11 protein-coding genes are annotated in these 11,319 nt (G+C 59.0%); 6 read left to right on the top strand and 5 right to left on the bottom strand.

Annotated features, from left to right (window positions below):
• Positions 1-19: 19 nt before the first annotated feature.
• The 3 genes from Q7T36_RS01400 to acs form a co-directional block, all read right to left on the bottom strand.
• On the bottom strand, positions 20-604 hold the full coding sequence (locus tag Q7T36_RS01400) for a DNA-3-methyladenine glycosylase I (RefSeq protein WP_304843214.1): 585 nt from the start codon (positions 602-604) through the stop codon (positions 20-22).
• Positions 601-1,272: a response regulator transcription factor gene (locus Q7T36_RS01395; protein WP_304843212.1), complete on the bottom strand. Its 672-nt coding sequence runs from the start codon at positions 1,270-1,272 to the stop codon at positions 601-603. Before Q7T36_RS01395 ends, Q7T36_RS01400 begins: the two co-directional genes overlap by 4 nt.
• Before the next feature lie 194 nt (positions 1,273-1,466).
• A complete protein-coding gene (acs, locus tag Q7T36_RS01390) occupies positions 1,467-3,416 on the bottom strand; it encodes an acetate--CoA ligase (RefSeq protein WP_304843210.1) in 1,950 nt (649 codons plus the stop codon).
• A 210-nt stretch (positions 3,417-3,626) separates the two neighbouring features.
• Here acs and Q7T36_RS01385 point away from each other — a divergent pair, with 210 nt between their 5' ends.
• Complete coding sequence (locus Q7T36_RS01385; RefSeq protein ID WP_304843208.1) at positions 3,627-4,796, top strand: DcaP family trimeric outer membrane transporter; 1,170 nt, start codon at positions 3,627-3,629, stop codon at positions 4,794-4,796.
• Between the two features lie 99 nt (positions 4,797-4,895).
• On the opposite strand, the gene blaOXA is transcribed toward Q7T36_RS01385, so the two are convergent.
• On the bottom strand, positions 4,896-5,678 hold the full coding sequence (gene blaOXA, locus Q7T36_RS01380) for a class D beta-lactamase (RefSeq protein ID WP_304843206.1): 783 nt from the start codon (positions 5,676-5,678) through the stop codon (positions 4,896-4,898).
• Between the two features lie 50 nt (positions 5,679-5,728).
• Positions 5,729-6,001, bottom strand: coding sequence for a YceK/YidQ family lipoprotein (locus Q7T36_RS01375; RefSeq protein WP_304843204.1), 273 nt, complete (start codon positions 5,999-6,001; stop codon positions 5,729-5,731).
• A gap of 93 nt (positions 6,002-6,094) precedes the next feature.
• Here Q7T36_RS01375 and Q7T36_RS01370 point away from each other — a divergent pair, with 93 nt between their 5' ends.
• The 5 genes from Q7T36_RS01370 to Q7T36_RS01350 all read left to right on the top strand — a co-directional run bounded on the left by Q7T36_RS01370 (position 6,095) and on the right by Q7T36_RS01350 (position 11,248).
• Complete coding sequence (locus Q7T36_RS01370; protein WP_304843202.1) at positions 6,095-8,740, top strand: ATP-dependent helicase; 2,646 nt, start codon at positions 6,095-6,097, stop codon at positions 8,738-8,740.
• Between the two features lie 32 nt (positions 8,741-8,772).
• Positions 8,773-10,032: a DUF1615 domain-containing protein gene (locus Q7T36_RS01365; protein WP_304843200.1), complete on the top strand. Its 1,260-nt coding sequence runs from the start codon at positions 8,773-8,775 to the stop codon at positions 10,030-10,032.
• A gap of 91 nt (positions 10,033-10,123) precedes the next feature.
• Positions 10,124-10,369, top strand: a complete 246-nt coding sequence (locus Q7T36_RS01360; protein WP_304843198.1) for a type II toxin-antitoxin system Phd/YefM family antitoxin — start codon at positions 10,124-10,126, stop codon at positions 10,367-10,369.
• A complete protein-coding gene (locus Q7T36_RS01355; protein ID WP_304843196.1) occupies positions 10,366-10,752 on the top strand; it encodes a type II toxin-antitoxin system VapC family toxin in 387 nt (128 codons plus the stop codon). The genes Q7T36_RS01360 and Q7T36_RS01355 overlap by 4 nt, the downstream gene beginning before the upstream one ends.
• Before the next feature lie 67 nt (positions 10,753-10,819).
• Positions 10,820-11,248 (top strand): YqaA family protein, encoded by a 429-nt coding sequence (locus Q7T36_RS01350; protein ID WP_370690018.1) that lies wholly within the window; start codon positions 10,820-10,822, stop codon positions 11,246-11,248.
• Positions 11,249-11,319: the final 71 nt, after the last annotated feature.

Raw genomic sequence — 11,319 nt, 5'->3', positions numbered from 1 at the left:
GGTCCCGATCTCTGGGTCACTACGCTGAAGCGCTGACGAGAGATCGAATCACACACCCCTCCGCATGATCATTCACCAACCCCATCGCCTGCATGAACGCATAAACCGTCGTCGGCCCCACAAATTTCCAGCCCTTTTTCTTCAACGCCTTCGACAAGGCCTCCGATTCCGGACAGGTGGCCCGCACCACCGGAGCCGACCCGTCATCAACCGGCTTGAAGCGCCGAACAAAATCCGACAATGACCCTTCCTGCTCCACCAGTTCAATCATGCGTCGGGCATTATTGATGACGGCCTCGATTTTGCCGCGATGCCGCACAATCCCGGCATCAAGCAACAACCGTTCCACATCCGCTTCTGTATAAGTCGCTACCTTCCGGTAATCGAAGCCATCAAAGGCAGAGCGGAAGTTTTCGCGTTTCATCAGGATTGTCCGCCAGCTTAACCCGGACTGAAAGCCTTCCAGACAGAGCTTCTCGAACAGGCGGTAATCATCCGTTACCGGAAAACCCCATTCGGTATCGTGATAGGACAGATATTCCGGGGTGCTGAGGCACCAGAAACAGCGGGGGTGGCCGTCGGGGCCGGGCAGGGTTTCAATCATGATGACTTCAACGCCCTGTCCACCGGCGCCTCCAACTGCAAGCGCTGCGCCAAAATCACCACCTGCGTCCGCGTTGCCACCCCCAGCTTGCGGAAAATGGCCGTCATATGCGCCTTCACCGTCGCCTCCGAGATATTCAGATCATAAGCAATCTGCTTATTCAGCCAGCCCTCCGTCAGGAAATACAGCACCTTGTACTGCTGCGGCGTCAGCTGCGCCACCCGCGCCGCCAGATCGGTATCGCTGTCATCGCCCGGACGCTGCACCAGCAAATGCCGCATCCCCGGCGGCACCCAGGTATCGCCATCCAGCACCGCCTCCAGCGCCTTGCCGATTTCCACCGGATGCGCCGATTTCGGAATATACGCCGACGCCCCGAAACTGATGACCCGCTTCACCACATCCGGATCTTCACTGGCCGAGATCACCACAATCGGCAGGGTCGGATATTCCTTCTTCAGCTGGATCAGCCCCAAAAAACCGCAATTGCCGGGCATGTGCAGGTCCAGCAGCAACAAATCGGTATCGGGATTGGCTTCCAGCGCCGTGCAGGTGGCCTCAAAACTGTCCGCTTCCACGGTAGACGTGGCGGCAAAGGTATGGCTGATGGCGTTGATCAGGGCATTGCGGAAAAGAGGATGGTCGTCAGCGACGATCAGCTTGGCCATGGGGGCGGGTCCAGCTAGTTATTGTGAGCCAACATAGCCAGAGTGAGGGGAAGGTGCAAGCCCGAAACAAACCTTTGTAAGCAAGGCCCCCTTGGAAAGGGGGCAACCGCGCAGCGGTGGGGGTTTTGACGGAGGTCAGGGGTAAAACCCCCCGCCGCGTTGCGTCGGCCCCCTTTCCAAGGGGGCGTTGTAGCTCACGCATTCAACCGATGTTCCACCAAATGCGCCACCACACTCGGATCAGCCAAGGTACTGATATCGCCCAGCGAATCATGCTCGTTGGCGGCAATCTTGCGCAGGATGCGGCGCATGATCTTGCCCGAACGGGTTTTCGGCAGGCCAGGCGTCCATTGGATCAAGTCCGGGGTGGCAATGGCGGAGATGTCATGCCGCACCCATTCGCGAACGGCCTTGGTCAGTTCGTCACTGGGCTCCACGCCTTCACGCGGGGCAATGAACACATAGATGCCCTGACCCTTGATGTCATGCGGATAACCCACCACGGCGGCTTCGGCAATGGCCTCGTGCGCTACCAGGCAGCTCTCGATTTCCGCGGTGCCCAGCCGGTGGCCGGAAACATTCAGCACATCGTCCACCCGACCCGTCAGCCAGTAATAACCGTCATCGTCACGGCGCGCGCCGTCACCGGTAAAGTACATGCCGGGGTACGTGGAAAAATAGGTTTGCTCGTAGCGTTCGTGATCGCCGTACAAGGTGCGCATCTGCCCCGGCCAGCTGCCCAACAACACCAGATTGCCTTCGCAGGCGCCATCCAGCATTTGTCCTGCACCATCGACAATGGCTGGACGCACGCTGAAGAAGGGACGCGTGGCCGAGCCGGGCTTCAGAGCGGTGGCGCCGGGCAGCGGGGTAATCAGTACGCCGCCGGTTTCGGTTTGCCACCAGGTGTCGACAATGGGGCAACGGCCCTTGCCGACCTTCTCGTGATACCAGTTCCATGCCTCGGGGTTGATGGGTTCGCCGACGCTGCCCAGCACCTTCAGTGACGACAGGTCCATGCCATCGACGGCGGCGGTGCCATGCGACATCAACGCACGGATGGCAGTGGGAGCCGTGTAGAGGATGTTGACGCGGTACTTGTCGATGATCTGGGCAATGCGCTTGATGCTGGGGTAGGTGGGAATGCCTTCGAACATGACGCTGGTGGCGGCATTGGCCAGCGGGCCATAGACAATATAGCTGTGACCGGTGACCCAGCCGACATCGGCGGAACACCAGTAGACATCGCCGGGGTGGTAGTCAAAGACGTATTGGTGGGTCATGGCCGCCCAGACCATGTAGCCGCCGGTGGTGTGCAGCACGCCCTTGGGCTTGCCGGTGGAGCCGGAGGTGTAAAGGATGAACAGCGGGTCTTCGGCGTTCATTGGTTCCGGTTCGCATTCGCTGGACTGGGCGGCCAGCAATTCGTGATACCAGAGGTCGCGTCCGGCATGTTCGTCAATGTTCTGGCCCACATGCTTCACCACAATCACATGTTCCACCGGGTTGGCTTTGCCAAGGTGGCCCAGGGCGAGGTCGGTGTTGTCTTTCAGCGGCGTAATGCGGGCGCCGCGCAGTCCCTGGTCGGCGGTAATGACCAATTTCGAGCCGCAGTCTTCAATGCGGCTGCCCAGCGCGTCCGGCGAGAATCCTGCAAACACCACCGAATGCACGGCGCCAATACGGGCACAGGCCAGCATCGCCACGGCGGCTTCGGGGATCATCGGCAGGTAAATGGTGACACGGTCGCCCTTGACCACGCCCAGTTGCCGCATACCGTTGGCTAGACGGCAGACTTCCTCGTACAGCTGACGGTAGGTCATGGTGCGCTGCACATCCGGGCTGTCACCCTCCCAGAAGTAAGCCACCTGGTTGGCGTGCTGGGGCAGGTGACGGTCCAGGCAGTTGACGCTGGCGTTGAGGGTGCCGTCGGCAAACCAGTTGGCATGGACGTTACCCAGCGTAAAGGAAGTATCGCGGACTTGCGTGTAAGGGCGCATCCATTGCAGCCGCTGCCCGTGCTCGCGCCAGAATCCGTCGGGATCTTCCACGGACTGCTGGTACATGGCGAGGTAGGCGTCGTTGTCGAGCCAGGTTCTTTGCAGGGCTTCCGGGGTTACCGGATAAAGCGAAGGATGCGACATATTGTTTTCCCCGTAATCGGGCCGGAAAAGGCCGTTGTTATGGGGTGTTGTTCTACGCCGGTGCGGCGGATCGGCCAATTAGACCTTGGTCGATGCGGGGTGGAAGGGGGCCGGTGCGTATTAGACCAAAGGCGAATTGTCCGTTTTCCGGCAAAGGTTGAGAGTGAAGGCACAGAACAAGACCTTCAGAACAACAACCGGAGCCTCCTCATGGCCACTTTTTCGCTTCGTCCGCTGTCCTTCGGCATTGCTGTCACCGCCCTGATGGCCGCCACCGCCGGCCACGCCGCCTTCAAGATGGGCGACACCGATGTGGGTTTTACCGGCTACATCAAACTGGACGCCATCCTCACCCATACCAACGATGGCCAGATCGCCACCGGTATCGGCCGGGATTTCTATGTGCCCAGCCTGACTCCGGTGGGCGGCAACCATGAATCTCCGGTTTTTGACATGCACGCCCGGCAGTCACGCTTCGCCTTTACCACCGAAACCGCGCTGGAAGGCGGCAAGAAAATCAACGGTCGTTTCGAGTTCGACATGATGTCCACCACCGTCGGCGACCAGCGCATTACCAACGGCTACGCTCCGGAAATCCGCCACGCTTTTCTGACTTACGGAAACTGGACTTACGGCCAGACCTGGTCCACCTTCATGGACGCCAACGCCTTGCCGGACAGCCTGGACTTCATTGGCGGCACCGATGGCGCGGTGTTTGTCCGTCAGGGGCTGGTTCGCTACACCCAGGGCAATTGGCAGTTTGCGGTGGAAAACCCGGAAACCACGATCACGCAAATTGTCGCAGGGGCCGTAACGCGGGTGGTCAGCGACGATAACGCCGTTCCCGACCTGGTGGCGCGCTACAACTTCAAGAGCGAACATGGCGCTTATTCGGTGGGCTTGCTGGCGCGGGAATTGTCGATGGAAAGCGGCACGGTGAATGACAGCGTGGTGGGTTACGCACTGTCCGTCTCCGGCAAGAACAACGTTACCCCCTCGGATGAAGTGCGCTTCACCCTGAATTATGGCAGCGGCATTGGCCGTTACATGAGCCTGAACACCGCCAACGATGCGGCTGTCTCGGCCGCCGGTAACCTGGAAGCCATTGATGCCCAGGGCCTGATGCTGGCCTGGAAACACACCTGGTCGCCGCAGTGGCGCAGCAATCTGATCCTGGCGGCGGAGAGCATCGACAATCCGGTGGCCATTACCGGCGGCACGGTAACGGCGGCAACCCGCAGTGTCTCGGTAAACTGCATCCGTCAGCTGGCGAACAAGTTGTCGACCGGGGTGGAAGTGCGTTACGCCACCCGCGAACTGGAAAATGGTCAATCGGGCGAACTGGCGCGCATCCAGTCCACCGTCAAATACGACTTCTAAACTCCTGGAGGAAGGAACGGGCAGCCTCCCAACGTCTCAAAATCTGCCCTTTTGCCTGTACCGGTCATGCCAACCCCTGGGCTCCGGTACGGGCTTTTTTTATGGTGCTTTTGGAATAATGCCTTTAAGTTGCAAGGCTTCCTTGGTCAGCATTTGCCGCAACGGCAGGTCTTTGGCGTCACGTGTCACGATGTTGGTGGCAAAAAACCAGACATCTGCGGCAGTTTCCACATAACCCACATACCAACCCACAGCCGGAACCGCCGACATCGCCCAACCGGTCTTGGCGCGCAGGGAATAGGTCGGGTTCTGTTCGGCCAGCATGATGCCGCGCAAGGTGTTGTAGCTGCTGTCGCTGAAGGGTAATTGCCGCAGGTAAAGCTTGCGCAGGAAAGAGACCTGATCTTGCGCGCTAACCTGCAAAGAACCGTCCAGCCAAAACGTGGTGGTCTGGAAGGAGGGTTTCAGCACCCCGTATCCCGAGTTCTTCAGGTATCGCCGGTAAGTGGTCTTGCCGATCCGGGATGCCAGTTCCTGATAACACCACACGCAAGAGACCTTGAAGGCACTGGCCAAAGTCTGGTCACGGTTCCAGTCCGGGAAGTCATGGTGTTGGCCGTTCCACTTTAACACCTCGTCCGGTTTAACCGCCTTTTCTTCCAGCGCGATCAGGCTGTTGAAAATCTTGAAGGTGGATGCGACCGGGAAGCGGGTGGCGGCGCGGGCATCGTTGTGAATAAAAGTCTGGCCGGTTCCCAACGATGTGATCACGATTGTCCCGTCAATCCCGGCCTGGCTGAAGGCATCCGCAATGGCAGAGTCCTCGGCGCGGGTGGCGGACGAGAACAGCAGCAGGGAAGCAAGGAGGGTAATGATATGCATGTGGAAGGACTCCGGCCGGGATCTTTCAGAATGGCGGGTTGACTCGGAATTTACAATCCTGAAGGCTGCATGCCTTGAGACAGATACGGCCAGAACACCAGATCACCCACTGCGCTAAAGGGCAGGTCAATGGCCGCCGCCGGACAGGCCACGACCGGCAACAACCAGGTCTTTTCTCCCAACTCAGCCGCATGCGTCAGCACATACCAGTCGGCCTTGACGCCAAACCACGGCCGCGCCTTGTTGTCCTTGGTAGCCACGCCCCACATCGACGCACAACCGGACAAGGTGGCCAGCGTTAGCAACATTACCCAGAACTTCATCGGCATTTTCCTCAAAAAAACTGCCCCGGCAACTGCGCCCGGCCTCAGCATTCCGCTATCATCGCACCGCCGCGACCTCAGGATAACCGCTCCGTGCAACTCACCGACGAACAACTGAAAATCGTTCATCACGAGCGTGGCCCCGCCATTGTCTATGCGGTGGCCGGAGCCGGGAAATCCACCACGCTGGCGCACCGGGTGCACCGCTTGGCCACGCACCACGATGTTGACCCCGCCCGTATCCTCATTTGCTCCTTCAGCCGTGAAACCGTGGGCGACATCCGCCACAAGATCGAGCAGCTGGGCGTGTCCGGCACCCATTGCCTCACCTTCAACGCGCTGGGCCGCCGCATTGTCCAGAAGACCGTCATGGCCGGGCACTGGCAGCCCTTCGATGAAAAGGATATTGAACACAAGCCCGCGCAATTGGGCATGAAGGCGCTGATTGAACTCAGCCGCCGTCAAGGCAAGAATTTCGCCACCCTCGACCTCAATCCCGAAGACCTGCAAACCTGGATTTCCATTTGCAAAGGCAACCTGCGTTACGCGCACCTTGGCCAAAGCCAGTTGCCGCCGGAAGGCCTGAAGTCCGCCACCCAGGCCCAGCACCCGGACAATCCGCATTATCTGGAAGCCTACCGCCTTTATGAGGAACTGCGGCAGAACACCCGCAGCCTCACTTTTGACGACCAGCTGCTGCTGGGTTGGGAAGCCCTGGTGCGCTTCCCCGACATCCGGGCCTGGCTCACGGCGGCCTATGACTATGTGCTGATCGACGAATATCAGGACGTCAATCTGGTGCAGGTGCAACTGGCCGACATTCTCACCGAAAGACACCGCAACTACATGGCCATTGGCGATGACGACCAGTGCATCTACGAATGGCGCGGTGCGGCGGTGCGTTTCATCCTGGATTTCGGCCAGCGTTACAACGCGGCGGAATACACCATTTCCGACAATTTCCGTTGTCCTGCCGAAGCCACTTTGCTGGCCGGAAAAGTCATTGCCGCCAATACCGACCGGCACCCCAAGGATCTGGTGTCGCAAAAGGGTTTTGGCGGCAATGTGCTATTGAAGGGCTTTGCCTCCGACGGTGAAGTGGCGCGGCATCTGGTGGAGGTGTATCAGGCGCATCTGGGGCAGGGCGGCACCCCCAAACAGGCCATCGTGCTGGTGCGCTCCTACGCGCAAACTCCGGCCATTGAGGCGCGCCTGATTGAAGAGGGCCTGCCGTACCGGATTATCGGCAGCCAGCGTTTTTATGAACGCCCGGAAGTGCGGGCGCTGTTTACCTATCTGGGTTTTGCGCGGCAGGAACGCGACATGGCCAAAGGTTTGGGCAAACCGTCTGAACAATACACCCGCCGGTTTGCCGACATCATCCGCACGCCCAACCGTTTCGTCACCAACGACTGGATCCAGCGCATCCGCGACCAGTCGCTGATGCAGCAGGAATCCATACTGGCGCTGATTGAGCGCGGCTTCTACGAAGTGCCGAACGAGGGCGCGCGCAAGCGTCTGCTGCGCTTTGTGCAGGTCATCCGCGCACTGCAAACCCGCCTGGAAGCCAATGCCGCCGACACCCTGTTCTGGCTGATCACCGAACTGGAATATCTGGATTACCTGCAAAAAGCCGCCGGGGTCGCCGAACTGGGCGAGGAGCGTTGCAAAAACGTGCGCGCCCTGGTGCAGTACGCCCGCAGTCGCGGCAAAGTGGCTGATTTCCTGGAACACATCAGGTTGTTGCATGTGGAAGAAAGCGAGGCGGACTCCAGTTTGCCCGCGCTGCATATCATGTCCATCCACCGCGCCAAGGGCTTGCAGTGGCCGCTGGTGTTTGTGCCGTCCTGCGCCGATGACCAGTTGCCTGCCAGCGCTGAAAATCAGGAAGAAGAACGCCGCTTGCTGTATGTGGCCATGACCCGCACCCAGCAGGAGTTGCATTTGCTGTATGCCCCCAAGGACAAATTGTGCCGTTTCCTGGATCACGCCGGAGCGGCGGAGGTGCTGACACATGCCGACATGATCCGGCGGTCGCTGGCCAAACCGGAAGGGAGCTTTACGGCGGACGACGCCGTTAATGTGGCGCTGGGTTTGCGTATGTACCCGTTGGGCCGCTACATGGATGTCTGGTGGAAGCCGCAGCCGTCGCAGATTCGCGCCATCAACCAGCAATTGCACTTGGCCTTGAAGCGACAGCCGGAAGCGTTGCTGCAGGTGGAGCAGTTCAAGTCACGGCTTGCAGAGCAGGAAGCGGCGCGCCCGGCGCGGGAAGAAGCATTGTCACGTTGGCACAGTCTGGAACGTCGTTTGCTGTTATTTCGGGAGCGGCCATTGAATGTGGTGCTGCATGCCGACCCTCCACCAGGGGATTATGCCGCTGCCGTGTTCCGGTTTGAACTGAAAGGGGACACCGTGCAAGTTCGCTTGGCGGCCACTGGCAAAGTGGTTGGCTGGGTGGATGCCAAAAACTCACGCTTTCCGGTGGACCAGATTGCCTGCTGGGAGTGGGTGGAAGGGGTGCCGCCGGTGTCGGGGCAGCGTCTGTCCCTGAGTCGGCGCAGTCTGTTTTTGCGCTTGCAGCCGGTAAAGTCCCCGGATCTGGATATTGGCAGCGCCGTGGCACGACCGGAGCCGTTGCCGTTTGCGGTGCAGTATGTGGCGTCTAGCCAATTCAATGAAGATCTGGCGCGATTGCAGCGGGCTTTGGGCTTGGCGGGCAGCCGCGTTGGGGTGTAGTCTGCGCGCAGAAATTCCATGAGTTCACCCGCGTGAAGCCAGTCAAACAGCTGCTATCCCTTGCCGTGATGGCGGCCACGCTCAGCGCCTGCGTCAGCGCGCCGCCTTCGAAGCCATCGCCGGCGCCGATCAAGCCGACTGCTCCGGTCACCACCACGCCGATCGAACAAACTCCGGTCACAGCACCCGCGATATCGCTGCCGCCGGAAGCGGCTCCGCTGACGCCTGTGCCCATTCCACCGGCAACTGTGAAAACGCCGTCTGCCGCCGTGGACGAATCCCAGGGCCGGGCCTTGCTACACCAACTGCTGCCCGCCAACATCAAGGACCGCAACGGCTGGCGCAATGACATCCTCTCCGCATTCACCGGCCTGAAAATCCCCTACGAGGCCCAGTATTTCTGTGCCGCCATCGCCATCATTGAGCAGGAATCCAGTTGGCAAGCCGATCCCGGCGTGCCCAATCTGGACAAGATTGTCTGGAAGGAAATTGAAAAGCGGGCCGCGAAATACCATTTGCCGATGCTGGCGGTCAAAACCGCTTTCCTGAAGTCTTCACCCGACGGCCGCAGCTATAAAAAGCGGATTGACGCCCTGAAAACTGAAAAACAGATGAATGATCTGTTTGAGGACATGGCGGCGGACGCCCACGCCTTGAAACTGCCGTTGTCGTTGAAAAATCCAATCCGTACCGGCGGGCCGATGCAGGTCAGTGTCGATTTTGCCGAAGACCACGTTCGTGTCTGGCCTTATCCCTACAAACCCAAGGGCAGCATCAGGTCCGAAGTGTTTACGAGGCGAGGGGGTGTGTATTTTGGCATAGCCATCCTGTTGCAGTACCGCACGAATTATCCGCAGATGATTTACCGCTTTGCAGATTTTAATGCCGGTCGCTATAGCAGCCGTAATGCGGCTTTTCAGTCGGCGGTGGGGAAGTTGGCCCGCCAGAAGATGGTGCTGGACGGTGATCTGCTGAGGTACGAAAGCAACGAAACCAGTACCACGCAAAAGCAGCTGATGAAGCTGGCTTCGCGACTGGAGATGAGTGCGGCCGCGATTGAGCGTGATCTGAAGCTGGAGAAAACGGAAGGGTTCAGCCAGACGCCGTTGTTCAAGCGGGTTTTTGAGGTGGCGTCGGCGCAGGTGGGGCATGCGTTGCCGCATCAGGTGATGCCGCAGATTAAGTTGAGCAGCCCCAAGATTACCCGCAAGTTGACGACGGAGTGGTTTGCGAAACGGGTGGATGGCAGGTATCAAGGGTGCATGGCGAGGCAGGTGGCGGGAGTAAGGTAAAGATGGTCGGGGAAGGGGAAAAGTGGTGGCTCAAACACGATTCTTCATGGCATAATTTTTATGGTTTAGTTTAGCTAAGTTTGGGGTTGTTATGTCCACCATTCAGGTCAATATGCACGAAGCCAAAAGCAGGCTGTCTGAACTTGCCGAACGTGTTTGGGCGGGAGACAAGGTAGTCATTGCCCGTGCCGGAAAGCCCTATCTGGATTTGTTGCCGCATCAGGCTGCTCCCAGTCCCCGTCAACCCGGCTGCCTGAAAGGCAAGCTGGTGGTTCCGGAGGATTTTGACCAAACCTCGCAGGACATTATTGATGGTTTTGAGGGAGGGACACTGTGAGGCGGGTATTGCTGGACAGCTGTGTCTGGCTCTGGTGGATGTCTGATCATCCTTCCTTGGGTAAAACCGCCCGGCAAATTATTGCGGATGAGCGGAATCAGCTGTTTGTAAGCGCAGCTACGGTTTGGGAAGTGGCGATCAAGCGTGAAAAAGGCGGCTTGCATCTCGATGGAGATTTACAGGCCTTGGTGAGTGACAAGGGATTTCTGCCATTACCCATCGATCTTTTCCAGGCCCAGCAGGCGGCGGCATTGCCAAGGATACATCATGATCCCTTTGATCGGATGTTGATTGCGCAGGCGCAGTCAGAGGGTATGGAGCTGATGACAGCGGATTTGGTGATCCCTCAGTATGGGGTGAGGGTGATTTCGGCCAAGGACTGACAGATGGCCATGAAATCCCTTAGTCCGGATAATTGCCTGACACGAGATATTCAAAGGAACCCCCGCTTTGGACGATATGCAAGGCCCGTTCGCCCTGTGGAGCTTGTTCGCCAGCGCTTTCATCTCGGCAACCCTGGCTCCGGGCGGCTCGGAAGCAGTCCTGGCTTATCTTGCCCATCAAGCCCGGCATGAGCCGCAAACGCTGCTGTTCATCGCCACGCTCGGCAATACCCTGGGCGGCGTCACCACGTGGTTGCTGGGCCGCTTGGCCGCTTTTCGTTACCCTGCCGATAGCTTGGCCCGGAATCATCTCAAGGCAGTCGGGTCGGTAAGGCGCTATGGTGACTATCTCCTGCTGTTGTCCTGGCTGCCGGTGGTGGGGGATGGCTTCTGTTTCGCGGCGGGCTGGCTGCGGTTGTCATTCTGGTGGTCTTTAGCAGCAATGGCGATTGGCAAAGGCTTACGGTATGGGCTTATTGTCTATGCCTTTATTTGAGTCCTGCGCCGGTTTCCTGCCACAAGTTGCTTCACGTGAACGTTGCCGGTAGTGGCAAGCCTCCTGACCCG

Origin of the sequence: Fluviicoccus sp., assembly GCF_030646115.1 — a bacterium.
Lineage (GTDB): Bacteria > Pseudomonadota > Gammaproteobacteria > Pseudomonadales > Moraxellaceae > Fluviicoccus.
Note: the sequence above shows the minus strand (reverse complement) of the source record. Positions and strands in the feature narration are given on the sequence as shown.